At 70.2% G+C, this 24,574-nt stretch carries 19 protein-coding genes; 10 read left to right on the forward strand and 9 right to left on the reverse strand.

Annotated features, from left to right (window positions below; genetic code table 11):
* Positions 1–23: 23 nt before the first annotated feature.
* Complete coding sequence (gene arc, locus ACFWVP_RS10095) at positions 24–1,790, reverse strand: proteasome ATPase (protein WP_384495234.1); 1,767 nt, start codon at positions 1,788–1,790, stop codon at positions 24–26.
* A gap of 241 nt (positions 1,791–2,031) precedes the next feature.
* Between arc and ACFWVP_RS10100 the strand changes: the two genes are divergently transcribed.
* Positions 2,032–2,343, forward strand: a complete 312-nt coding sequence (locus tag ACFWVP_RS10100; protein ID WP_384495236.1) for a ferredoxin — start codon at positions 2,032–2,034, stop codon at positions 2,341–2,343.
* Positions 2,344–2,348: 5 nt separating this feature from the next.
* Here ACFWVP_RS10100 and ACFWVP_RS10105 read toward each other — a convergent pair whose 3' ends face one another.
* The 3 genes from ACFWVP_RS10105 to ACFWVP_RS10115 all read right to left on the reverse strand — a co-directional run bounded on the left by ACFWVP_RS10105 (position 2,349) and on the right by ACFWVP_RS10115 (position 5,440).
* On the reverse strand, positions 2,349–2,939 hold the full coding sequence (locus ACFWVP_RS10105; RefSeq protein WP_384495238.1) for a hypothetical protein: 591 nt from the start codon (positions 2,937–2,939) through the stop codon (positions 2,349–2,351).
* 251 nt (positions 2,940–3,190) lie between these two features.
* The gene (locus tag ACFWVP_RS10110) at positions 3,191–4,114 is read right to left on the reverse strand and encodes a tRNA (adenine-N1)-methyltransferase (RefSeq protein ID WP_384495239.1); all 924 of its coding nucleotides are present in this window, start codon (positions 4,112–4,114) and stop codon (positions 3,191–3,193) included.
* Between the two features lie 75 nt (positions 4,115–4,189).
* Positions 4,190–5,440: a site-2 protease family protein gene (locus ACFWVP_RS10115; protein WP_384495499.1), complete on the reverse strand. Its 1,251-nt coding sequence runs from the start codon at positions 5,438–5,440 to the stop codon at positions 4,190–4,192.
* Positions 5,441–5,610: 170 nt separating this feature from the next.
* On the opposite strand from ACFWVP_RS10115, the gene ACFWVP_RS10120 reads away from it, so the two are divergent.
* On the forward strand, positions 5,611–6,456 hold the full coding sequence (locus ACFWVP_RS10120) for a RecB family exonuclease (protein ID WP_384495501.1): 846 nt from the start codon (positions 5,611–5,613) through the stop codon (positions 6,454–6,456).
* A gap of 9 nt (positions 6,457–6,465) precedes the next feature.
* The gene (locus ACFWVP_RS10125) at positions 6,466–7,137 is read left to right on the forward strand and encodes a response regulator transcription factor (RefSeq protein WP_103517407.1); all 672 of its coding nucleotides are present in this window, start codon (positions 6,466–6,468) and stop codon (positions 7,135–7,137) included.
* A 97-nt stretch (positions 7,138–7,234) separates the two neighbouring features.
* Here ACFWVP_RS10125 and ACFWVP_RS10130 read toward each other — a convergent pair whose 3' ends face one another.
* From ACFWVP_RS10130 to metH, 3 genes are all read right to left on the reverse strand, one after another.
* A complete protein-coding gene (locus ACFWVP_RS10130; protein ID WP_384495241.1) occupies positions 7,235–8,824 on the reverse strand; it encodes an ABC transporter substrate-binding protein in 1,590 nt (529 codons plus the stop codon).
* A gap of 364 nt (positions 8,825–9,188) precedes the next feature.
* On the reverse strand, positions 9,189–9,887 hold the full coding sequence (locus ACFWVP_RS10135; protein ID WP_384495243.1) for an HAD family hydrolase: 699 nt from the start codon (positions 9,885–9,887) through the stop codon (positions 9,189–9,191).
* 140 nt (positions 9,888–10,027) lie between these two features.
* The gene (metH, locus tag ACFWVP_RS10140; RefSeq protein ID WP_384495245.1) at positions 10,028–13,540 is read right to left on the reverse strand and encodes a methionine synthase; all 3,513 of its coding nucleotides are present in this window, start codon (positions 13,538–13,540) and stop codon (positions 10,028–10,030) included.
* 241 nt (positions 13,541–13,781) lie between these two features.
* On the opposite strand from metH, the gene ACFWVP_RS10145 reads away from it, so the two are divergent.
* From ACFWVP_RS10145 to ACFWVP_RS10170, 6 genes are all read left to right on the forward strand, one after another.
* A complete protein-coding gene (locus ACFWVP_RS10145; RefSeq protein ID WP_384495247.1) occupies positions 13,782–14,546 on the forward strand; it encodes an IclR family transcriptional regulator in 765 nt (254 codons plus the stop codon).
* Positions 14,547–14,912: 366 nt separating this feature from the next.
* Positions 14,913–15,704 carry an MIP/aquaporin family protein gene (locus ACFWVP_RS10150; protein WP_384495249.1) on the forward strand — a complete coding sequence of 264 codons (792 nt, stop codon included), beginning with the start codon at positions 14,913–14,915 and terminating at the stop codon, positions 15,702–15,704.
* A 42-nt stretch (positions 15,705–15,746) separates the two neighbouring features.
* Positions 15,747–17,282 (forward strand): glycerol kinase GlpK, encoded by a 1,536-nt coding sequence (gene glpK, locus ACFWVP_RS10155; RefSeq protein WP_384495251.1) that lies wholly within the window; start codon positions 15,747–15,749, stop codon positions 17,280–17,282.
* A gap of 6 nt (positions 17,283–17,288) precedes the next feature.
* Positions 17,289–18,899: an FAD-dependent oxidoreductase gene (locus ACFWVP_RS10160; protein WP_384495253.1), complete on the forward strand. Its 1,611-nt coding sequence runs from the start codon at positions 17,289–17,291 to the stop codon at positions 18,897–18,899.
* Positions 18,900–19,010: 111 nt separating this feature from the next.
* Positions 19,011–19,970, forward strand: coding sequence for an LLM class flavin-dependent oxidoreductase (locus tag ACFWVP_RS10165; protein WP_384495255.1), 960 nt, complete (start codon positions 19,011–19,013; stop codon positions 19,968–19,970).
* 468 nt (positions 19,971–20,438) lie between these two features.
* Complete coding sequence (locus ACFWVP_RS10170; protein WP_384495257.1) at positions 20,439–21,110, forward strand: FadR/GntR family transcriptional regulator; 672 nt, start codon at positions 20,439–20,441, stop codon at positions 21,108–21,110.
* A 95-nt stretch (positions 21,111–21,205) separates the two neighbouring features.
* Here ACFWVP_RS10170 and ACFWVP_RS10175 read toward each other — a convergent pair whose 3' ends face one another.
* Together ACFWVP_RS10175 and ACFWVP_RS10180 are read right to left on the reverse strand one after the other, a co-directional pair.
* Positions 21,206–21,982 carry an SDR family NAD(P)-dependent oxidoreductase gene (locus ACFWVP_RS10175; protein ID WP_384495258.1) on the reverse strand — a complete coding sequence of 259 codons (777 nt, stop codon included), beginning with the start codon at positions 21,980–21,982 and terminating at the stop codon, positions 21,206–21,208.
* Entirely contained in the window at positions 21,979–23,301 is a 1,323-nt protein-coding gene (locus ACFWVP_RS10180) for an L-fuconate dehydratase (protein ID WP_384495259.1), read from the reverse strand. Before ACFWVP_RS10180 ends, ACFWVP_RS10175 begins: the two co-directional genes overlap by 4 nt.
* 231 nt (positions 23,302–23,532) lie before the next feature.
* Here ACFWVP_RS10180 and ACFWVP_RS10185 point away from each other — a divergent pair, with 231 nt between their 5' ends.
* Positions 23,533–24,573, forward strand: coding sequence for a PAC2 family protein (locus ACFWVP_RS10185; protein ID WP_384495261.1), 1,041 nt, complete (start codon positions 23,533–23,535; stop codon positions 24,571–24,573).
* Position 24,574: the final 1 nt, after the last annotated feature.

Consider the following 24,574-nt stretch of genomic DNA (forward strand, 5'->3'; position numbering starts at 1 on the left):
GGCATCCGCAGCCGGTCTGCGTTTTACAGGTACTGTCCGGTATTCGCCACCGTGTCGATGGAACGACCGGTGTCCGCGCCCTGCTTTCCGGTGACGAGTGTGCGGATGAACACGATCCGCTCGCCCTTCTTTCCGGAAATCCTGGCCCAGTCGTCCGGATTGGTGGTGTTCGGCAGGTCCTCGTTCTCCTTGAACTCGTCCACACATGCCTGGAGGAGGTGGGAGACGCGCAGGCCCTTCTGGCGCTGCTCGAGAAATGCCTTGATGGCCATTTTCTTCGCCCGGTCGACGATGTTCTGAATCATCGCTCCGGAGTTGAAGTCCTTGAAGTACAGGACTTCCTTGTCGCCGTTGGCGTAGGTGACCTCGAGGAAGCGGTTCTCCTCGGATTCCGTGTACATCCGCTCCACGACGGACTGGATCATGGCGTGGGCGGCGGCCTCCTTCGAGCCGCTGTGCTCGGCCAGGTCGTCCGCGTGCAGCGGCAGCGAAGGCGTGAGGTACTTCGCGAAGATGTCCTTCGCGGCCTCCGCGTCCGGGCGCTCGATCTTGATCTTCACATCGAGACGGCCGGGCCGCAGGATCGCGGGGTCGATCATGTCCTCGCGGTTGGAGGCGCCGATGACGATGACGTTCTCCAGACCCTCCACACCGTCGATCTCGGCGAGCAGCTGGGGGACGATGGTGTTCTCCACGTCCGAGCTGACACCGGAACCACGGGTGCGGAAGAGGGATTCCATCTCGTCGAAGAAGACGATGACGGGGGTGCCCTCGCTCGCCTTCTCCCGGGCACGCTGGAAGACGAGGCGGATGTGCCGCTCGGTCTCGCCGACGTACTTGTTGAGGAGCTCGGGGCCCTTGATATTGAGGAAGTAGCTCTTCCCCGCGGGCTGTCCGGTGACCTCTGCGACCTTCTTGGCCAGCGAGTTGGCCACGGCCTTGGCGATGAGCGTCTTGCCGCAACCGGGTGGACCGTAGAGCAGGATGCCCTTCGGCGGGCGCAGTTCGTGCTCCTTGAAGAGGTCGGGGTGGAGGTAGGGGAGCTCGACCGCGTCCCGGATCAGCTCGATCTGGTCGCCCAGACCGCCGATCTTGTTGTAGTCGATGTCCGGAACCTCTTCGAGGACGAGCTCCTCGACCTCGCTCTTCGGCACCACTTCGTAGACGTAGCCGGACCTGGGTTCGAGCAGGAGGGCGTCGCCGGGACGGATGGTGATGTCCAGCAGCGGCTCGGCGAGCCGCACCACCCGTTCCTCGTCGGTGTGCCCGACGACCAGGGCGCGTTCGCCGTCCTCGAGGATCTCCTTGAGGGTGACGATGTCCCCGGCCCGCTCGAATGCCATGGCCTCGACCACGTTGAGCGCTTCGTTGAGCATCACTTCCTGGCCTCGCCGGAGGCCTTCGAGCTCGACGTTCGGGCTGACGTTCACCCGGAGCTTGCGGCCCCCGGTGAAGATGTCGCAGGTGCCGTCCTCATTGACCTGCAGGAAGACACCGAAGCCGGCCGGTGGCTGGGCCAGCCGGTCGACCTCCTCCTTGAGGGCCACGATCTGGTCACGGGCCTCACGGAGCGTACTGGCGAGCCGCTCGTTCTGCGCGGACACGCCTGCCAAGTTGGTCTGCAGCTCGACGATCCGCTCTTCGAGAATCCTCGAATGACGCGGCGAGTCGGCGAGCTTACGTCGCAGGACGGCGATTTCCTGCTCGAGATAGGCAACCTGGCCGGCTGGGTCTTCTGACCCCCGCACGGGCCGGATGCCGTGGTTGATGTCGTCGTCGTGGGCTGCCACGGTCCTCACCTCCTCCAAGGGGAGCTGGACGCTTCCTGACCCTACCTGCGTGGGTGGTGATTGAAACCCCTAGATCACAAAGACCCGGGGGTGTGTCCGATCTTCACCCTTGCGCCCTCCCTCACGCCAAGGGAATACCCACCCTTCGGCATCGGAAAGCCGCCGGTTGTATCGTCGAAGCGTCCAACACCCGTCAGGGCTGGCTTCAATTGGTACAGATACGCAGGAAACGGCAGGACACATGACCGCGCAGCAGGACGCCCCGGGCGACAGTCCCACGCAGGACCTCGAGGTCTGGATCGACCAGGACCTCTGTACGGGCGACGGCATCTGCGTGCAGTACGCACCCGAGGTGTTCGAGCTGGACATCGACGGTCTGGCGTACGTGAAGAGCCCCGAGGACGAGCTCCTCCAGGACAAGGGCGCCACCACCCCGGTGCCGCTGCCACTCCTCCAGGACGTGGTGGATTCGGCCAAGGAGTGTCCCGGCGACTGCATTCATGTACGTCGCGTTTCGGACAATGTGGAAGTCTTCGGACCCGACGCGGCGTAACCGCCTCAGGCGTCCAGCGCGGTGTCCCGGGCCGGGGACGACCTGACGAAGGCGTTGCCCTTCCACTGCCAGAGGGCGCTCTCCTCCTCGTCGGGGCAGCAGCGCGGCACGGCGGCCGAGGAATAGCCCAGCAGGGTCGCCGAGATCCGGCCGTCACGGACGGTGAAGTCGGTGACCGTCAGCTTCTGAGCGGGGTCCACCAGGGTGGCGACCACCCGGGGTGCGGCCCCGCTCTTCCGTGTCAGGACGTAGACGCCGCTGGGCGGTGTGCCGGAACCGGCGGCGCAGCGGACGATCGCGACGGTCTCGGGCCTGCCGTCGCCGTCGAGGTCCCCGGGGGCGCTGTCGGCGACGGTCTGCCCGGCGCCGCTGCAGTCGAACGGGAAGACGACACCGGCGGGGTCGGGCGCGGCGGCCGGTGCGGCGCCGTGCCGGGCGCCGGTGCGGTGCTCGGACGCCGAGGCCGTCGCGGTGACCCCGTCGGGCTGGAACAGTCCCGCGGCCGCGACGACGGCGGCCATGGCCGCGGCCGTGGCGAGCCAGTGCACCGGCTTGGTGTCGGTGTGCGCGAGGTCCGGGAGCGCGGAGGTCTGCACGCGGTATGTCTCCTGTGGTTCATGGGTGCCTGACAGGCGGTGCCGGGCGGATGCCGACGGGCGGGGGTGGCCAGCATCGTGCCACACCTCACACCGCGGGGGGAACGGCGGGGTCGCTCCCCCGGCCCGTCGGCAACGCGAAGGCGCCGCCGTCGAGGTCCCCGGATCGGTCCGGGGAACTCGGCGGCGGCGCCTGTGCGTTGTGGTGCGAGACCGTGGCCCGGCGGGCCGGTGCCATGGCTCGGGCCGGGTCAGTCCTCGGTGACGGCGGCGGGGGCGGCGGACCCGCTCCGGCTGCCGGGACCCTTGTAGTCCTCGCCGTACGCGCCCTTGGAGGGGCGGCGGCGGCGCAGCGGCGGCTCGACGCCGTCCGCGAGCCGGCGGGCGGTGACGAGGAATCCCGTGTGGCCGATCATCCGGTGGTCGGGACGGACGGCCAGGCCTTCGACGTGCCAGTTGCGGATCATCGACTCCCACGGCTGCGGTTCGGCGAAGCAGCCGATCTCGCGGATGGATTCGACGGTCCGTGAGAGCTGGGTGGTGGTCGCGACGTACGCGCAGAGGATGCCGCCGGGCACGAGTGCCTTGGAGACGGCTTCCAGGCATTCCCACGGGGCGAGCATGTCCAGGACGACACGGTCGACGTCGGTGTCCGACAGGTTGTCCTGGAGGTCGCCGACGGTGAGCTGCCAGGCGGGGTGCGGGGAGCCGAAGTAGCGCTCGACGTTCTGCTGGGCGATTTCGGCGAAGTCCTCGCGGCGCTCGTAGGAGTGCAGCATGCCCTGCTCGCCGATGGCGCGCAGCAGGAAGGTGCTGAGCGCTCCGGAGCCGACACCGGCCTCCACGACGCGGGCGCCGGGGAAGATGTCGCCGAAGGCCAGGATCTGGCCCGCGTCCTTGGGGTAGACCACGGCGGCGCCGCGGGGCATGGACAGGACGTAGTCGGGGAGCAGGGGGCGCAGCGCGAGGTAGGCGACGTTTCCCGTGGTACGGACAACACTGCCCTCGGGAGCACCGATCAGCTCGTCGTGCGGGAAAGAACCCTTGTGGGTGTGGAAATTCTTTCCGGCTTCGAGCGTGAAGGTGTAGTGGCGTCCCTTGGGGTCGGTGAGCTGGACCTGGTCCCCGACTTTGAATGGGCCGCGACGGCGGGCGGCACCGGTCGGTTCGGACATGTGAGCAGCCTACCGGTATTTCGGCGGCCTCCCTTGCGGGGTCCCCCGGGCCGCCGGGTGGTGGGGGGGCCGTTGTCAGGCCGAGGGCCGGGCCATGGCCGCGACGAAGGCGCGTTCGACGTCGACGGTGGACAGGACGCCGTAGATCTCCCCGGTGTCCTCGATCACCAGGTATTCGGTGGCCGGGGTGGCCTTGAGGCGGTCCAGGAGTGCTTCACCCGCGAGTTCGGCGGGAACCTTCATCCCGTCGGTGATGTCCTGGGCGAGGCCGCTGACGGCCACCCAGGGCCGGCGGTGTTCGGGGACTCCGACGATGGCCGCCTCGCGGACGACGCCCTTGGGGTTGCCCTGTCCGTCGACGACGACGAGGGCGCGGGCCCCCGCCTCGTTGGCGCGGCGGAGCGCCTCGGAGAGCGGGGTGGCGGACTCGACGGGGACGGCGCGGCGGGTGAGGGTGCGGGCGCGGAGGTCGGGGAGGTGTTCGCGGAGCCGCGCCATGCGCAGGCTGTTGCCCGCGCCGGTCCAGATGATCCCGGCGAGGATCGCGGCGAGCAGGGCGTCGGTCACGGTCTCGAAGCCGCTGATCTCGCTGGTGGCGTTGCCCAGCGCGCCGGTGTGGGTGAGCAGCGGGAGGCCGACGAGGACGGCGACGGCCAGGCCCCGGCCGACCCAGGCGGCGGCGATGGTGCCGCTCATGGGCTTGCCCGTGATCTTCCAGACCACGGCGCGGAGCATGCGTCCGCCGTCGAGCGGCAGGCCGGGCAGCAGGTTGAAGGCGGCGACGATGAGGTTGGAGATCATCAGTCCGGCGAGGAGCACGCCGGGGATGGTGCCCGCCTCGACGAACTGGAGGGGGATGTAGAAGAGGCCGGCGAGGACGAGGGAGAGCAGGGGGCCCACGAAGGCGAGGACGAATTCGCGGCCCGGGGTCTCGGATTCCTTCTCGATCTCGGAGACGCCGCCGAAGAACTGCAGCTGGATGCGGCGGACCGGCAGTTTGTAGCGCAGGGCCGCGACGGTGTGGGCGAGCTCGTGGACGAGCACGGAGGCGTAGAAGGCGATCGCGAAGAAGAGCGCGACCAGGTAGCGGGCTCCGCCAAGTCCGGGCAGGACGCGGTCGAGCTGGCCTCCGAAGACCCAGGTGATCAGCGCTGCGACGACGAACCAGCTGGGTGCCACGTACACGGGCACCCCGAAGGGGCGGCCCATCAGGAGGCCGCCGCCGGGGTCCGCCGGCCGTCGCGGTTTGCCCTTGTCCGGTCCGGTGCCGGGGTCCGGTCCCCCTGCGCCGGGCGACGGGCGCCCGCTGTCGCCGCTCTCGTCCACGTGGTCCCTTCGGTCGGTGGCGTCTGCCACGATCATGCAGTGCGCGAGCTCTGTGGTCGATGGTATGCCGCTGGGTGTCGGTGGCGGGCCGTAGGGTCTTCGGCATGACCTCCGTACCGCGCCCGCACCGGCCACCTTCGTCCCTGTCGCCGTCGCGCGCGAGCGATTTCATGCAATGCCCGCTGCTGTACCGCTTCCGGGTCATCGACAAACTGCCCGAGAAGCCCAGTGAGGCGGCTACCCGCGGCACGCTGGTGCATGCCGTGCTGGAGCGGCTGTTCGACGCTCCCGCCGCGGAGCGCACGGCGCCGCGGGCCAGGTCGCTCGTGCCCGGCCAGTGGGACCGGCTGCTGGAGTCGAAGCCGGAGCTGGCCGAGCTGTTCTCCGGGGACGCGGGGGGTGACCGGCTCGCCGGGTGGCTGGGCGAGGCGGAGCGGCTGGTTGAGCGGTGGTTCTCGCTGGAGGACCCGACGCGCCTGGAGCCCGCCGAGCGGGAGCTGTTCGTCGAGACGGAGCTGGATTCGGGGCTGCGGCTGCGCGGGGTGATCGACCGGATCGACGTGACCCCCACGGGCGACGTCCGGATCGTCGACTACAAGACGGGCAAGGCGCCGCGGCCGGAGTACTCCGAGGGCGCGCTCTTCCAGATGAAGTTCTACGCGCTGGTGATCTGGCGCCTGAGGAACGTGGTGCCCAGGCGGCTGCAGCTGGTGTACCTGGGCAGCGGTGACGTGCTGACGTACGACCCGGTGCCGGCCGATCTGGAGCGGGTGGAGCGCAAGCTGCTCGCCCTGTGGGACGCGATCCGGCTGGCGACGGAGACGGGTGAGTGGCGGCCCCGGCCGACGAAGCTGTGCGGCTGGTGCGACCACCGGGCGGTGTGTCCGGAGTTCGGCGGGACTCCCCCGGTATATCCGCTGTCGGTCCGCCCGGCCGAGTCGGTGGAGGGTGTGCAGGGCAGAATGGAGCCGGTCCGGGCCGAGGCCGGCCAGCCGGCGGCCCTCGAAAGCCCTTAAGGAGATTCCGTGGCAATCCGCGTCCTGCTGGTCGATGACCAACCGCTGCTGCGCACCGGCTTCCGGATGATCCTGGAGGCCGAGGGCGATCTCGCGGTGGTCGGTGAGGCCGGTGACGGCCTGCAGGCCATCGACCAGGTGCGGGCCCTGCAGCCGGATGTCGTGCTGATGGACATCCGGATGCCGCGGATGGACGGCGTCGAGGCCACCCGTCAGATCACGGGTCCGGGGCGGGACGGCCCGGCGAAGGTCCTGGTGCTGACGACCTTCGATCTCGACGAGTACGTGGTGGAGGCGCTGCGCGCGGGTGCCAGCGGCTTCCTGCTGAAGGACGCTCCGGCCAACGAGCTGGTGCAGGCCATCAGGGTGGTGGCGGCCGGTGAGGCGATGCTGGCGCCGAGCATCACGCGCCGGCTGCTCGACAAGTACGCGGACCATCTGCCCTCGGGTGAGGATCCCGTCCCGGACGCGCTGCACACGCTCACCGACCGCGAGGTCGAGGTGCTGAAGCTGGTGGCGCGTGGTCTGTCGAACGCGGAGATCGCCGCCGACCTCTTCGTGAGCGAGACGACGGTCAAGACGCATGTGGGCCATGTGCTGACGAAGCTGGGTCTGCGGGACCGGGTGCAGGCGGCGGTCTACGCGTACGAGAGCGGGCTGGTGCGTCCCGGAGCGCAGTGACCGGGCTCGGTGCGCAGTGACCGGGCTCGGTGCGCGGAAACGGTGATGCGGTCCGGAGCCGGTGGCTCCGGACCGCATCGGCGTTTCGGTGTACCGGTCAGACGGTGTTCTTGAGCTCCCAGAGCTGCAGGTCGGCCGAGGAGGTGACGGCCCACTCCACACCGGTCAGGCCCTCGCGGGAGGCGACGTACTGCTTGCCCTGCCAGATCGGGAGGACGGGGACGTCGGTGGCGACGATGTCCTGGATCTTCGTGAAGGTCGCGGCCGCGGCGCCGCGGTCCGCGACCCGCCGCGACTCCGGGATGAGGGTGTCCTGGATGAGGGTGGACTCGTAGGGCGAGTTGAGGAAGTTGTCCTCGTCGAGGAACGGCGCCGTGTACGTCTCCGGGTCCGGGAAGTCGGGGAACCAGCCCATGCCGTAGACCGCGTAGTCCCCTTCGCTCTGCGCGAGGCGGTACTCGGCCCACGGGGTGCCCTTGACGTCGACCTCGAAGAGCTTCGAGTCGTTGAGCTGCTTGGCCAGCGCCTTGTACTCGGCGGCGGTGGCGGGGCCGTAGTGGTCCGTCGTGTAGTTCAGCGTGAACTTCACCGGGGTGGAGATGTCGGCCTTCTCCAGGATCTTCCCGGCGGCGTCGACGTCGGGCTCGCCGTACTTGTTGAAGAAGGAGTTGGTGTGGTTGGTGATGCCGGTCGGGACGAGCGAGTAGAGCGGTTCGGCCGTGGTGCCGTAGACCTTGCTCGCGATGGCGCCGCGGTCGATGATCTGGGCCATGGCCTGGCGTACGGCCTTGTTCTCGACCGCGGGGTCCTCGGTGTCGAAGGCGAGGTAGCTGATGGCGAGGCCGGGCATCTCCGTGAGTTCGATGCCGTCCACCGGTTCCACGAGCATCTTCTGGGCCTGCTCGGGCGACATGGTGCGTGTCATCATGTCGATCTCCTCGTCCTCGAGCGCTTTGCCCATGCCGGCGGCGTCGGGGAAGAGGGCCAGCTCGACCTCGTCGTTGAGGACCTTCAGGTCGCCCTTGTACTTGGGGTTCCTGGTGAAGACCATCTTCACGACCCGGTCGTCCTTGACCTCAGCCTCCATGGTGTACGGCCCTGAGCCGTCGACCTGGAAGCCTTCGCGAGGGGCCTTGGCCGGGTACTTGTCCTTCTGGACGATGCCGGCGGCCGGCGTGGCCAGCTTGTACGGGAAGGTCGCGTCCGGGGTGCGCAGGTGGAAGACGACCTGGTCCTCACCCTTGGTCTCGATCGTGTCGATGTTGGCGAGCAGACCGACGGGGCCGCTCTCGTCCTTGATGTCGAGCACGCGCTGGACGGAGTACTTCACGTCGTCCGGAGTGACGGGCGTGCCGTCGGCGAAGGTGAGGCCCTCGCGGAGCGTGCAGCGGTAGCTCTCGTTCTCCCTGTCGGTGAAGCCGCAGGTCTCGGCCGCCTCGGGCACCGGCTCACCACCGCCGCGCGGGATGTGGGTGAGGGTCTGCACGGTCTGGCGCAGTACGTTCCAGACGCCGGCCTCGTAGCCGACGGCGGGGTCGAGCGGTGCCGGGGCTTCGGCGGAGGCGGCGAACTGGTCCGTCGTCCCGACAACGATGGCATCGCCCCCGCCGTCCGACCCGCCACAGGCGGCGAGCACGGGCGCGAGCAGGCCCAATACGGCCGGCAGCACCAGCGTCTTGCGGTTCATCTGGACGTTCTCCCTCGGTGCGGCATGCGGGAAAACCGAGATTAGTGGGAGCCGCGGAGGCCCCTGACCGCGCTTCCGCGCCCCGTGTCCGCTCGGTGATCGCCCATGACGGCGTGTCCGTGCCACGCTCGGGAATGATTCGTACAGCGGTCCATGAACCTGGACTTTTGGGTGCCGGAAACGAGCGGCCGGGCTTGCCACGGAACCCGGCGGAGGCCACGTCGAGTGGGGAAGATCACCTCCCCGTCACATCCTCACCATTGACATGAACCTGGCTTATGCGCGGAGCCGGAGAGGATTCCTCACACCGTGCGCGCCAATACCCCGCCATTCGTTCACAGGGTGACGCCCGGTGCGCGGTTCGTCACTTCTCCGTGACCAGGGCACGCAGGAAGGCCAGGTCCACCTGTTCGAGTGAAGGCACGACCACCCGTCCCGGCGCGGCGGCGATCGGTGCCACGGACGGCACGGCGACCACCCGGCAGCCCGCGGCCTCCGCCGCGGCGACGCCCGTCGCGGTGTCCTCGACGACCGCGCAGCGCCACGGATCAGCCCCGAAACCGGCGGCGGCGGCGAGGTAGGGATCGGGGTGGGGCTTGGTGCGGGCCACCTCGTCACCGGCGACGGTGAGCGCGAAGTGATGGCGGCCCACCGACTCCAGCACCCGGTCGATGATCCGGCGGTGCGAGGCGGAGACCAGGGCGGTGGGCACCTCGTGGGCCGCGAGCTCGGCGAGCAGCCGTGCGGCACCCGGCATCAGCGGCACTCCGCGGCCGATGCGCTTCTCGAAGCGGTCGTTGAGCAGGACCGTGATCTCGTCGATGGCGATGTCGGCGCCCGTGACGTCGATGAGGTAACCGGCGCTGCGGGTCATCGGCCCGCCGACGACCACGTCGCGCCAGGCCTCGTCGAGGCGGTGTCCGAGGTCGGCGAAGACCTCGACCTCCACGTCCCACCAGAAGCCCTCGGTGTCCACCAGGGTGCCGTCCATGTCGAGAAGGACGGCCTGCAGGGCGGAGCCTTCGGCCGTGCGGGTCAAGGACGCGGGGACCGTACTGGTCATCCGGCACACCTCCATGAGGGACGAGAAGGCCGGCCGCGTTCCCGGTGGGAACGGCGACCGGCCTGCACTGGACCGACCAGTGTACGACTCGTCCGGATACGGCGCGTGGAGCGGCGCCCTACCGCGCGTTGAACGGCGTACTACCGTGCGTTGAAGTACTTCGCCTCGGGGTGGTGGATGACGATCGCGTCCGTGGACTGCTCAGGGTGCAGCTGGAACTCCTCGGAGAGCTTCACCCCGATGCGCTCGGGCTCCAGGAGCGCGGCGATCTTCGCCCGGTCCTCCAGGTCGGGGCAGGCCCCGTAGCCCAGCGAGAAGCGCGCGCCGCGGTACTTCAGCGCGAACATGTCCTCGACGTCGGACGGGTCCTCCCCGGCGAATCCCAGCTCGCCGCGGACGCGTGCGTGCCAGTACTCGGCGAGCGCCTCGGCCAGCTGCACGGACAGTCCGTGCAGCTCCAGGTAGTCGCGGTAGGAGTTCGCCTCGAAGAGTTCGGCGGTGGCCCCGCCGATCTTCGAGCCGACCGTGACGACCTGGAGGCCGATCACGTCCGTCTCGCCCGACTCCTCGGGACGGAAGAAGTCCGCGAGGCAGAGGCGGCGGCCGCGGCGCTGGCGCGGGAAGGTGAAGCGCGTGCGCTCCGAGCCGTCCTCGTGCAGCAGGATCAGGTCGTCGCCCTTGGACACACACGGGAAGTATCCGTAGACGACGGCCGCTTCCAGCAGGTTCTCGGTGTGGAGCTTGTCGAGCCAGCCGCGCAGGTGCGGGCGGCCCTCGGTCTCCACCAGCTCCTCGTACGTCGGTCCGTCGCCCGCACGGCCCTGCTTGAGGCCCCACTGGCCCTTGAAGAGGGCGCCCTCGTCCAGCCAGGAGGCGTACTCCTTGAGCTGGATGCCCTTGACCACCCGGGTGCCCCAGAACGGCGGCTCGGGAACCGGGTTGGTGACGGACACGTCGGAGCGCACGCCCTCCTCCGGCTCCTGGGCCTCCGGCACGGCGACGTCACGCTTGGGCACCCTGCGCTGCTTCAGCTCGGGCAGGGTGGCCCCGGGGACACCCCGCTTGACCGCGACGAGGGCGTCCATGAGGCGCAGCCCTTCGAACGCGTCGCGGGCGTAGCGGACCTCGCCCTCGTAGATCTCGTGCAGGTCCTGTTCCACGTAGGCCCTGGTCAGGGCGGCCCCACCGAGGATCACCGGGTAGTCGGCCGCCATCTTGCGCTGGTTCAGCTCCTCCAGGTTCTCCTTCATGATCACGGTGGACTTCACCAGGAGGCCGGACATGCCGATGACGTCGGCGCGGTGCTCCTCGGCGGCGTCCAGGATCGCGGAGACGGGCTGCTTGATGCCCAGGTTGACCACGTTGAAGCCGTTGTTGGACAGGATGATGTCGACGAGGTTCTTGCCGATGTCGTGGACGTCGCCGCGGACGGTGGCGAGCACGATGGTGCCCTTGCCGTCGGCGTCCGACTTCTCCATGTGCGGTTCGAGGTGGGCCACCGCGGTCTTCATGACCTCGGCGGACTGCAGCACGAACGGCAGCTGCATCTGGCCGGAGCCGAAGAGCTCGCCGACCACCTTCATGCCCGCCAGCAGGGTGTCGTTGACGATCTCCAGCGCGGGCCGGGAGCGCAGCGCCTCGTCGAGGTCGGCCTGCAGGCCGTTCTTCTCGCCGTCGATGATGCGTCGCTGGAGCCGCTCGTCCAGCGGCAGGGCGAGCAGTTCCTCGGCCTTGCCTCGCTTCATCGACTTCATGTTGACGCCCTCGAAGAGCTCCATGAGCCGCTGCAGCGGGTCGTAGCCCTCCTCCCGGCGGTCGTGGATGAGGTCGAGGGCGACCTTGACCTGCTCCTCCTCCAGCCGGGCGATGGGAAGGATCTTGGAGGCGTGCACGATCGCGGAGTCCAGACCCGCCTTCACGCACTCGTCCAGGAAGACGGAGTTCAGGACGACACGGGCGGCCGGGTTCAGGCCGAAGGAGATGTTGGACAGGCCCAGCGTGGTCTGCACGTCGGGGTGACGCCGCTTCAGCTCACGGATGGCACCGATGGTGGCGATCCCGTCCTTGCGGGACTCCTCCTGGCCCGTGCAGATGGTGAAGGTCAGGCAGTCGATGAGGATGTCCGACTCGTGGATGCCCCAGTTGGTGGTGAGGTCCTCGATGAGCCGTTCGGCGATGGCGACCTTGTGCTCGACGGTGCGGGCCTGGCCCTCCTCGTCGATGGTCAGAGCGATCAGCGCGGCGCCGTGCTCGGCGGCCAGCCCGCTGACCTTGGCGAAGCGGGACTCGGGGCCGTCGCCGTCCTCGTAGTTGACGGAGTTCAGTACGGCCCGGCCGCCCAGCTTCTCCAGACCGGCGCGCAGGACGGGCACCTCGGTGGAGTCGAGCACGATCGGCAGGGTGGAGGCGGTGGCGAAGCGGCCGGCCAGTTCCTCCATGTCGGCGACGCCGTCACGCCCCACGTAGTCGACGCAGAGGTCGAGCATGTGGGCGCCTTCGCGGATCTGGTCGCGGGCCATCTCGACACAGTCGTCCCAGCGCGCGTCGAGCATGGCCTCACGGAACTTCTTGGATCCGTTGGCGTTCGTACGCTCGCCGATCGCGAGGTACGAGGTGTCCTGGCGGAACGGCACGGTCTGGTAGAGCGAGGCCGCGCCCGGCTCGGGGCTCGGGGTACGGGGGGTGAGCTCGGCGCCCCGGACCCGTTCGACGAGCTGCCGCAGGTGCTCGGGCGTCGTGCCGCAGCAGCCGCCGACGAGCGAGAGCCCGTACTCCCGGACGAAGGTCTCCTGGGCGTCGGCCAGTCCCTCGGCGTCGAGCGGGAAGTGCGCCCCGTCCTTGGTGAGCACCGGCAGTCCGGCGTTCGGCATGCAGAGCAGCGGGATGCGGGAGTGCCGGGTGAGGTAGCGCAGGTGCTCGCTCATCTCGGCGGGGCCGGTCGAACAGTTCAGGCCGATCATGTCGACACCGAGCGGTTCGAGCGCGGTCAGCGCGGCACCGATCTCGGAGCCGAGCAGCATGGTGCCGGTGGTCTCGAAGGCCAGCGAGCACAGCACCAGGAGATCGCTGCCCATCGCCTCCAGGGCGCGCCGCGCGCCCAGCACGGCGGCCTTGGTCTGCAGGAGGTCCTGCGTGGTCTCGATGATGAGAGCGTCGGCGCCGCCGGCGATCAGCCCTTCGGCGTTCTGCTGGAATCCGTCACGCAGGACCGTGTAGGGGGCGTGGCCCAGCGTCGGCAGCTTGGTGCCGGGGCCGATGGAGCCGAGCACCCAGCGCTGCTGTCCGGTGGATTCGGTGAACCGGTCGGCGACCTCGCGGGCGATGCTCGCGCCGGTCTCGGAGAGCTCGTGGATCCTGCCGGGGATGTCGTACTCGCCGAGGGCGGAGGCGTTGGCCCCGAAGGTGTTGGTCTCGACGCAGTCCACGCCGACGGCGAAGTACTCCTCGTGCACCGAGCGGACGATGTCGGGCCGGGTCACGTTCAGGATCTCGTTGCAGCCTTCGAGGTTCTCGAAGTCGTCGAGCGTGGGGTCCTGCGCCTGGAGCATCGTGCCCATGGCACCGTCCGCCACGACCACTCGGGTGGCGAGAGCCTCCCGGAGGGCTGCGGCTCGGGTCCGGCTGTCAGCGGAAGGGGTCGGCAACGAGGCCATGGATGTTCTCCCTGGAATGCGACGGCTGTCGGCTTTGCGCCCTTCTGCGGAGGAGGGCACGCGGTCAGCGTAGCGGGGCCGGGCGCGGGGCGGTCGTCGCGTCCCACGGGGCGGACTGCATGCTGTGCGAGGACCGGGGCCCGGTCGGACGGTGGGGCGGAATCGTCACGCCACCGGACAGAGGTCGGCATCGACCGATAGTGTTCAGCATTGTCGAACCGAGGTGGAGGAGTACGGCGCGATGGCCAAGAACATCCAGTCGCTCGAGCGGGCAGCGGCGATGCTGCGTCTGCTGGCGGGCGGCGAGCGTCGGCTCGGGCTCTCCGACATCTCGTCCTCGCTGGGGCTGGCCAAGGGCACCGCACACGGCATCCTGCGCACGCTCCAGCACGAGGGCTTCGTCGAGCAGGACGCGGCGTCCGGCCGCTACCAGCTGGGCGCCGAGCTGCTGCGCCTGGGCAACAGCTACCTCGATGTGCACGAGCTCCGCGCCCGCGCCCTGGTGTGGACCGACGACCTGGCCCGCTCCAGCGGCGAGAGCGTTCACCTCGGCGTACTGCACCAGCACGGCGTCCTGATCGTCCACCACGTCTTCCGGCCCGACGACAGCCGCCAGGTACTGGAGGTGGGGGCGATGCAGCCGCTGCACTCCACCGCACTGGGCAAGGTCCTCTCCGCCTACGACCCGGTCGCGCACAGCGAGGTCGTCGAGGTGGAACGACGGCCCTTCACCCCGCGCACCGTCACCGACGAGCAGGAGTTCGAGTCGCTGCTCGACCTGATCCGGGCACAGGGCTGGGCCTCGGACGTGGAGGAGACCTGGGAGGGCGTGGCGGCGGTGGCCGCCCCGGTCCACGACCGGCGCCGCATGCCGGTCGGCGCGGTGGCCGTGACGGGCGCCGTGGAACGCGTCTGCCCGGACGGGAAACTGCGCCCCGAGCTGATCGCCGCCGTGCGGGACTGCGCCCGCGCCGTCTCCCGGGACCTGGGCGCCGGACGCTTCTGAGCGCACCCCCGCCTGCCGGGACCCGGGCGCCGCCTTCCGTCGACCGGGGCACCGGACGCTTCCGGGCGTACGCCCGCCTACCGGGGCCCGGGCGCTCGCCGCGCCCTCGGTAACGATCGGGCCGCCGTGCGAGTCCCACGTCACAGAACTCTTGACGCTTCCTTCATTCGGGAGAAACATTGCCGTTCACCGGTCGACATTGTCGAACACCTAACGGCAATACGCGTTAGGGTGTGACAGTGCCGAGGGCCGGTCAAGCCCTTGCAGGTGACGTGCCCGTATGTGACGGGTTACCCACCTGGGGCGCGATCCACCGGAGGGACCCGGTGTTTCGCCTTCCCCTGGACGAAGGACAAAGGAGTCGTGGTGTCCAGCTCCGACATCTTCATCGGCGAGACCATCGGTACCGCCGTACTCATCCTGCTCGGCGGCGGTGTCTGTGCCGCCGTCACGCTCAAGCGCTCGAAGGCGCAGAACGCCGGCTGGCTCGCCATCACCTTCGGGTGGGGTTTCGCCGTACTGACCGGCGCCTACCTCGCCGCCGGCGTGTCCGGTGCCCACCTGAACCCGGCGGTCACCCTCGGCCTCGCGATCCAGGGCGGCACCGAGTGGAGCGACGTACCCCTGTACCTCGCCTCGCAGCTGCTCGGCGCGATGATCGGTGCCGTGCTCGTCTGGGCCGTGTACTACGGACAGTTCCACGCGCACCTCACCGATCCCGAGATCCTGAAGGCGCAGCCCGCCGAGGAGGGTCTGGTCGACCAGTCGGCCGCGCCCCAGGCCGGGCCCGTGCTCGGCATCTTCTCCACCGGTCCGGAGATCCGGAACGCGGTGCAGAACGTGGTCACGGAGGTCATAGCCACCGCCGTGCTGATCCTGGCGATCCTCACCCAGGGTCTCAACAACGACGGCAACGGGCTCGGCACGCTCGGCGTGCTGATCACGGCCCTGGTCGTCGTAGGCATCGGTCTGTCGCTCGGCGGCCCGACCGGCTACGCGATCAACCCCGTACGTGACCTCGGTCCGCGCATCGTGCACGCGCTGCTGCCCCTGCCGAACAAGGGTGGTTCCGACTGGGGCTACGCCTGGGTACCGGTAGTGGGACCACTCATAGGCGGCGCTCTGGCCGGCGGGCTCTACAACCTCGCCTTCGCCTGAGCCGTGACCCTCCAGACCACACAGACCTCCGGGAGCCACACCGTGACCGACGCACACACCACCGGCCCGTTCATCGCGGCCATCGACCAGGGCACCACGTCCAGCCGCTGCATCGTCTTCGACAAGGACGGCCGGATCGTCTCCGTCGACCAGAAGGAACACGAGCAGATCTTCCCCAGGCCCGGCTGGGTCGAGCACAACGCGACCGAGATCTGGGAGAACGTCCAGGAAGTCGTCGCGGGAGCGGTCGCCAAGGCCGGCATCACCTCCGCCGACGTCAAGGCGATCGGCATCACCAACCAGCGCGAGACCACGCTGCTCTGGGACAGGAACACCGGTGAGCCCGTCCACAACGCCCTCGTCTGGCAGGACACCCGCACCGACGCGCTCTGCAAGGAGCTCGGCCGCAACGTCGGCCAGGACCGCTTCCGCCGCGAGACGGGCCTGCCGCTCGCGTCGTACTTCGCCGGTCCGAAGGTCCGCTGGCTGCTCGACAACGTCGAAGGGCTGCGCGAGCGCGCCGAGCGGGGCGACATCCTCTTCGGGACCATGGACTCCTGGGTCATCTGGAACCTGACCGGCGGCACCGAGGGCGGCGTCCACGTCACCGACGTCACCAACGCGTCGCGCACCCTCCTGATGAACCTCCACTCGATGCAGTGGGACGACAAGATCGTCCAGTCGATGGACATCCCGCCGGCCGTCCTGCCCGAGATCCGGTCCTCCGCCGAGGTGTACGGCACCGCCAAGGGCGGCGCCCTGGACGGCATCCCGGTGGCCTCCGCGCTCGGTGACCAGCAGGCCGCGCTGTTCGGCCAGACCTGTTTCGCCCAGGGCGAGGCCAAGTCCACGTACGGCACCGGCACCTTCATGCTGATGAACACCGGCCACACCCCGGTGAACTCGTACAACGGGCTGCTGACGACGGTCGGGTACCGGATCGGCGACCAGAAGCCGGTCTACGCCCTCGAGGGGTCCATCGCCGTCACCGGTTCACTGGTGCAGTGGATGCGTGACCAGATGGGCCTGATCAAGTCGGCGGCCGAGATCGAGACGCTGGCCTCGTCGGTCGAGGACAACGGCGGCGCGTACTTCGTGCCCGCGTTCTCCGGCCTGTTCGCCCCCTACTGGCGCCCCGACGCGCGCGGTGTCATCGCCGGTCTCACCCGGTACGTGACCAAGGCGCACATCGCCCGCGCCGTTCTCGAGGCCACCGCCTGGCAGACCCGCGAGATCAGTGACGCCATGACGAAGGACTCCGGCGTCGAGCTGACAGCGCTCAAGGTCGACGGCGGCATGACCTCCAACAACCTGCTGATGCAGACGCTCTCCGACTTCCTGGACGCGCCCGTGGTGCGCCCCATGGTCGCCGAGACCACCTGCCTCGGCGCCGCCTACGCCGCCGGTCTCGCCGTCGGCTTCTGGCCGGACACCGACGCGCTGCGCGCCAACTGGCGCCGCGCCGCCGAGTGGACACCCCGCATGGACGCGGACACCCGCGACCGCGAGTACCGGAGCTGGCTCAAGGCCGTGGAGCGTTCCATGGGCTGGCTCGACGATGACACCGCCGAGGAGTAGATCGATATGACCACCCTGCAGAGCGTCCCCGCCCTCGGGACGCATCCGGCCTCCGGCTCCCTCCCGAGCCGCGCCGAAACCCGGGAGCAGCTTTCCAAGGCGACGTACGACCTCCTGGTGATCGGTGGCGGCATCCTGGGCATCTCCACCGCCTGGCACGCCGCGCAGTCCGGCCTGCGGGTGGCCCTCGTGGATGCCGGCGACTTCGCCGGCGCCACCTCCTCCGCCTCCTCCAAGCTCCTCCACGGCGGTCTGCGTTACCTGCAGACCGGCGCGGTCAAGCTGGTCGCGGAGAACCACTTCGAGCGGCGCGCGGTGTCCCGTCAGGTCGCACCCCACCTGGCCAATCCGCTCACCTTCTACCTGCCGGTCTACAAGGGCGGGCCGCACGGTGCGGCCAAGCTCGGCGCGGGCGTCTTCGCGTACTCGGCGCTGTCCGCGTTCGGTGACGGCGTCGGCCATGTGATCAGCCCTGCCCGTGCGCAGCGCGACGTGCCCGAGCTGCGCACGGACAACCTCAAGGCCGTCGCGGTCTACGGCGACGACCAGATGAACGACGCCCGGATGGCGCTGATGACGGTCCGTGCGGCCGTCGACGCCGGTGCCGTCGTCCTCAACCACGCCGCCGTCACCGGGCTGCGCTTCACCCGGGGCCGGGTCACCGGCGCCGAGCTGGAGGACCGTCAGGACGGTACGGAGTTCGGCGTGAACGCCCGCCTCGTGCTGAACGCCACCGGCCCGTGGGTCGATCACCTGCGGAAGATGGAGAACCCGGACGCGGCTCCGTCCATCCGGCTGTCCAAGGGCGCGCACCTGGTCCTCAGGCGCACCCGTCCGTGGAAGGCTGCGCTGGCGACGCCGATCGACAAGTACCGCATCACGTTCGCCCTGCCGTGGGAGGACATGCTGCTGCTCGGTACGACCGACGAGGAGTACGAGGGTGACCCGGCCGATGTCGCGGTCACCGAGAAGGACACGGCGCAGATCCTGGACGAGGCGGCGTTCTCCGTCCGGGACCAGCAGCTGTCCCGGGACCTGATCACGTACTCCTTCGCGGGGCTTCGGGTGCTGCCGGGCGGTCCGGGGGGCACCTCGAAGGCCAAGCGCGAGACGGTCGTGACCGAGGGCCGCGGTGGCATGCTGTCGGTCGCGGGCGGCAAGTGGACGACGTTCCGCCACATCGGCCGCACGGTGATGAACAAGCTGGCGGCGCTCCCCGGGCACCCGCTCGCCGAGGACATGGAGCCGATGTCACGGCTGCCGCGGAAGCTGCCGCTGCCCGGTATCGCGAACCCGAACGCGGTCGCGCACCGGCTGATGGTCGACGGCGGCACACCGGGTCCGCGGATGGCCGCCGACACGGCACGGCACCTCGCCACCCACTACGGCTCGCTCTCCTTCGACATCGCGCGGCTGGCGAACGAGAACCCGGCGCTGGCGGCCCGGATCCACCCGGACGCCCCGGAGATCTGGGCACAGGTGGCGTACGCCCGCGACCGCGAGTGGGCCGAGACGGCGGACGACGTGCTGCGCCGCCGGACGACGCTGACGATCCGTGGCCTGGCGACGGACGAGATCCGGGCCGAGGTCGAGGACGTGCTGGCGGACCGGCGCTGACACTCCGTACGGGACGTGGGGGCGGCTCCGGGGAGCCGCCCCCACGCGTGCGCCCGCGCCGTGCCACACCAAAGCCACACGCGCGCAATGCGATGAGAGGACAGTGGACGGATGACCTTACAAGAGGGATTTCATCTGTCGGCGGCTCTCGACGGCGCCGGGTCCCATCCCGCCGCTCCCGCACGGCCGTTCACGCCGGAGCAGTACACGTCACTGGTGCGGAGCGCCGAGGCGGGGCTGCTGGACTTCGTCACCGTGGAGGACGGCCCCGGACGGCTCGACTCCGCCCTGCTGCTCGCGCTCGCGGCCACCGCCACCGATCTGATCGGGCTCGTTCCCCTGGGCCCGACGACGGGCGACCCCGAGACGTGGGCGACGCGGATCGCGACGCTCGACCACGTGAGCGCGGGACGGGCGGGGGTACGGCCACGGGCGTCGACGAGCAACCCCGAACACGCCCGGCTGGTGGCTCTGCTCGGGACCCCCGAGGGCGACCGGCGGATACGTGAACTGTTCGCGCGGGCCGACGAGTTCCTGACGGCCGCGACCGCGGCCTGGGGGACGGCGGTCCACCCCGTGCAGAGCAGTCCTCCGGTCACGCTGCTCGCACACGCCACGGTCCCCTACCGGCTGGCCGCCGCCCACGCGGACGTCGTCTTCGTGACCCCCCAGGACACGTCCGGGCTCCTCGCCATCCGGAAGGAGGTCGAGGCCCTGCGGGAGGAGGCGGGACGGCCGGCGGGGGCGATCCGCGTGTTCGCCGACGTCAACGTCGTGCTGGGCGCCGGTCAGGAGGCCGCCGAGGAGCGCAAGGCCCGGCTCGACGAGTCCGCGGGCACCGCCTTCACCTCGGACGCGGCGATCTTCACCGGCACGCCGGAGGGACTGGCGGACCTCCTGGAGGAGTGGTTCCGCGAAGGGGGCGCCGACGGATTCCGGCTGCGGCCGGCCGTGCTCCCCGACGACCTGGACCGGATCACAGCCGGTCTGGTGCCCGTCCTGCAACGACGCGGGCTCTTCCGCACCGAGTACACCGCGCGGACCCTGCGCGGCCACCTCGGCCTCGCCTGACCGACGTCCCGCTCCCCGCGCGGAGGGCCGGAGCGCCGGGCCGTCCGTGCGGGGAGCCGGGTCCGGCTGTCCGGGCTCCAGGTCCCGTCCGGGGCCCTGGATCCGGCCCCGGCCCGGGCCTCGGCGAAGGGGGCTTGGGCGGGGCCGGCCTGCCTGTCCGGGTGGGCCCAGAGGCCGCGGGCCGGGGTGGATCTCCTGGAGCGGCGGCGCTCCGTGCTGGCGGCTTCGGTCTCGCGCCCGGCGACTCCCCGGAGCGCAGCGGCACGATCGTGTGCCGGCCGCTCGGGGACGCGGGCGCCGCCGTTCTCCCGGCGCCCCGGCGCCGCAGGCAGGCGCGCGGCGCGTGAACTGCGCCGGCTCCTCGTGGAGCGTGCGCGGAGCCTGTGAGTGGCCTGGGGGCCGAAGCACCGGGCGGGGGCCGCATAATGAGCCCATACATCGGATGTCTTGTGCGCGAGGAGGCCCCACATGGCCGTCACCGACGAAGCGATCGAGAAGATCAAGGGAATGATCGTCTCGGGCGCTCTGGGGCCCGGCGACCGGCTTCCCAAGGAGAGCGAACTCGCCTCCGACCTGGGTCTTTCCCGTAACTCCCTGCGCGAGGCGGTACGCGCGCTGTCGCTGATCCGGATCCTCGACGTACGCCAGGGCGACGGCACCTATGTCACCAGCCTCGATCCTCAGCTCCTGCTGGAGGCACTGAGCTTCGTGGTGGACTTCCACCGTGACGACACGGTGCTGGAGTTCCTGGCGGTGCGCCGGATCCTGGAGCCCGCCGCCACGGCGATGGCCGCACTCCGCATCGAGGAGGCGCAGCTGGACGTGCTGGACGCGCAGCTGGACGCCCTGGGCGATGCTCCTTCGGTCGAGGAACTGGTCTCCTGCGATCTGGAGTTCCACCGTGGGATCGTCCGGTCCTCCGGCAATTCGGTCCTGTGCTCTCTGCTCGACGGCCTGTCCGGGCCGACCACCCGGGCCAGGGTCTGGCGCGGGCTGACCCAGGAGGACGCGGTGACCCGGACGCTGCGCGAACACCGGGCGATCCTCGCGGCCCTGCGGGACCGGGACGCGGAGGCGGCCCGGTCCTGGGCGACGGTGCATGTGGCGAGCGTGGAGCAGTGGCTGCGCTCGACCCTGTGACGGGCACGGGTCGGCAGGTACGGATCGACGGCGCGCGGGTCGACCCACACAGCTCGACCCGCACAGACCGGCGGCGGGATGTCCTCCGCCGCAGGTCAGCGGGCGGGGCGCAGTCGCAGGCCCTGCATCCCGCCGTCGACCGCGAGCGCGGTGCCGGTGACGGACGCGGCCGCCGGGCTCGCCAGATAGACGACGGCGGCGGCGACCTCGTCGGCGGAGACCAGCCGTCCCAGCGGCTGGCGGGCGTCGAGGGCGGCGCGTTCGGCGGCCGGGTCCTCGGCCTGTCCGAGCAGCCGGCCGATCCACGGGGTGTCGGCGGTGCCGGGGTTGACGCAGTTGACGCGGATGCCCTCGCGGACGTGGTCGGCGGCCATGGCGAGGGTCAGTGAGAGCACCGCGCCCTTGCTCGCGCTGTAGAGGGCGCGCTGCGGGAGTCCCGCGGTGGCGGCGATGGAGCAGGTCTGGGTGATCGACACGGCGCCGGGGCGCCCGGGCGCGGCCCGGCGCAGATGGGGCAGGGCATGGCGGGCGGCGCGGACCATGCCGAGGACGTTGACGTCCAGGACGCGGGTCCACTCCTCGTCCGCGTTGTCCTCGACGGTGCCGACGGAGCCGATCCCGGCGTTGGACACGAGGGTGTGCAGGCCGCCCAGTTCGACGGCGGCCAGGTCGACGGCGTTCCGTACGGCGGCGTCGTCCGTCACGTCGGCCTCGATCGCGAGCACCCCGGCGGGGGCGCCCCGCGTCTCGCGGTCGAGCACGGCGACACGTGCCCCGCGGGCGAGCAGCAGTGCCGCCACGGCGGCCCCGATGCCGGACGCGCCGCCCGTCACCAGGGCGGACAGCCCGTCGAAATCCTGTGTACCGGTCATCGGTCGGTCTCCTCGGTGTGGAGGCGGGCCTGCCATACGGGGCCCTGCGGGTAGATGTGGGCGGCGATCGAGTCCGGGAGCATGCGGGCGGAGAAGCCGGGTGTGCGGGGGGTGACGTAGTGGCCGTCCTCGATGACGGCCGGATCGGCGAAGTGCTCGTGGAGGTGGTCGACGTACTCGATGACCCGGTCCTCCCGGCTGCCGGAGACCGCGACGTAGTCGAACATCGAGAGGTGCTGCACCAGTTCGCACAGTCCGACGCCTCCGGCGTGCGGGCAGACGGGGACGCCGTACTTGGCGGCCAGCAGCAGGATCGCCAGGTTCTCGTTGACGCCCGCGACCCGGGCGGCGTCGATCTGGACGAAGTCGACCGCGCCGGCCTGGAGCAGTTGTTTGAACACGACCCGGTTGGCGACGTGCTCGCCGGTGGCGACCTTGACGGGCTGCCCCGCCCGCACGGCGGCGTGCCCGAGCACGTCGTCGGGGCTGGTCGGTTCCTCGATCCAGTACGGGTCGTAGGGTGCGAGGGCGCGCATCCACTCCACCGCGGCGGCCACGTCCCAGCGCTGGTTGGCGTCGACGGCGATGCGGATGCCGGGGCCGACGGCGGTGCGGGCGAGCGCGAGTCTGCGGATGTCGTCGTCCAGGTCGGCGCCGACCTTGAGCTTGATCTGCGTGAAGCCGTCCGCGACCGCCTCCTTGGCCAGGCGTACGAGTTTGTCGTCGTCGTAACCGAGCCAGCCGGGTGAGGTCGTGTAGGCGGGGTAGCCCTCGGCGAGCAGCCGTTCGGTGCGCTCCGCGCGGCCCGGCTCGGCGTCCTGGAGCAGGGCGAGCGCCTCCTGGGGGGTCAGCGCGTCGGTGAGGTAGCGGAAGTCGACGAGGGAGACGAGCTCCCGCGGCGTCATCCCGGCGAGGAACTGCCAGACGGGCTGCCCCGCCAGCTTGGCCGCGAGGTCCCAGGCGGCGTTGACGACCGCGCCGGCCGCCATGTGCATCACGCCCTTCTCGGGCCCCAGCCAGCGCAGCTGGGAGTCGTGCGTGAGCTCGCGGTACAGGGCGCCGAGACCGGCTGCGTCACGCGGTACGGGGCGCCCGACCACATGGGCGCGGAGCGTCCCGATGGCGGCGGCCATGACGTCGTTGCCACGGCCGATGGTGAAGCAGAAACCATGCCCTTCGCTACCGGCACCGTCCGTACGCAGGACGACGTAGGCGGCCGAGTAGTCGGGGTCGGTGTTCATGGCGTCGGAGCCGTCGAGCTGTTCCGAGGTGGGAAAGCGGATGTCGTGAACCTCGAAGTCCGTGACGGTCTGACTCATGTGCGCCCCCAGGGGAATAACATCGGACCTCTGCTTGGTCATCCGATGTATAGCCCCGGACACTGCCGGTCGTCCAGGGTCCGGCGGAAATTCGATCACTTCCGGCCCGGTACAGCTCGGATGAATCAAGGACCGGCACGGTTCGCCCATGCATGCAAACAGGCTGCGGCCGGGTAGGACGGAAGCCGTAAGGTTGGTCCGTACACAAGGGAACTTCGGAAGGAGGCCTGGGTGATCGAGCTCGAGGGGGTACCCGAGCTGATCGACCCGGTCATGGTGGCCGCGTTCGAAGGCTGGAACGACGCCGGTGACGCCGCCTCCACAGCGGTCGGACATCTGGACCGGGAATGGAAGGGCGAGGTGTTCGCGGCGCTCGACGCCGAGGACTACTACGACTTCCAGGTCAATCGGCCCACGGTGTGGCTGGACGGTGGGGTACGCAAGATCACGTGGCCCACCACGCGACTCTCCGTGGTCCGTATCGGCGGGGAGAAGCCCCGGGACCTGGTGCTGGTCCGCGGCATCGAACCCTCCATGCGCTGGCGCTCGTTCTGCAACGAGATCCTGGGCTTCGCCCATGAGCTGGGCGTCGAGATGGTCGTCATCCTGGGGGCGCTGCTGGGCGACACCCCGCACACCCGCCCGGTGCCGGTGAGCGGAGTGACCTCGGATCCCGATCTGGCCAGAACGATGGATCTGGAGGAGACCAGGTACGAGGGCCCGACGGGCATCGTCGGCATCCTCCAGGAAGCCTGTACGCATGCGGGGGTTCCCGCGGTGAGTCTGTGGGCGGCGGTACCGCACTACGTGTCGCAGCCGCCGAACCCGAAGGCGACGCTGGCCCTGCTGAACCGTCTCGAGGATCTGCTCGGGCTGCGGATCCCGCTGGGCGAACTGCCCGAGGACGCCCGCGCGTGGCAGCTCGGCGTGGATCAGCTGGCGGCCGAGGACAGCGAGGTCGCGGAGTACGTGCAGACGCTGGAGGAGGCGCGGGACACCGCGGAACTGCCCGAGGCGTCCGGCGAGGCCATCGCCCGGGAGTTCGAGCGGTACCTCAGGCGCCGTGACGTCGGGGGCCCGGGCCAGCCGCCCGGCGGTCATGCCACGGAGAGCGGCGACGTGCCGTATCTGCGGGACACGTCGAGCGGCCGTACGAGACCGCCGAAGCCGCAGCGGCCGGAGGCCGAGCGGCCCGGGACGCCCCGGCCGAAGGAGGGGGACGCGCCCGAGGACCCGCCCGCCGGGCCGGACGAGAACCCGTCCGGGGACTGAC

This window comes from Streptomyces sp. NPDC058637 (assembly GCF_042717325.1).
GTDB lineage: Bacteria > Actinomycetota > Actinomycetes > Streptomycetales > Streptomycetaceae > Streptomyces.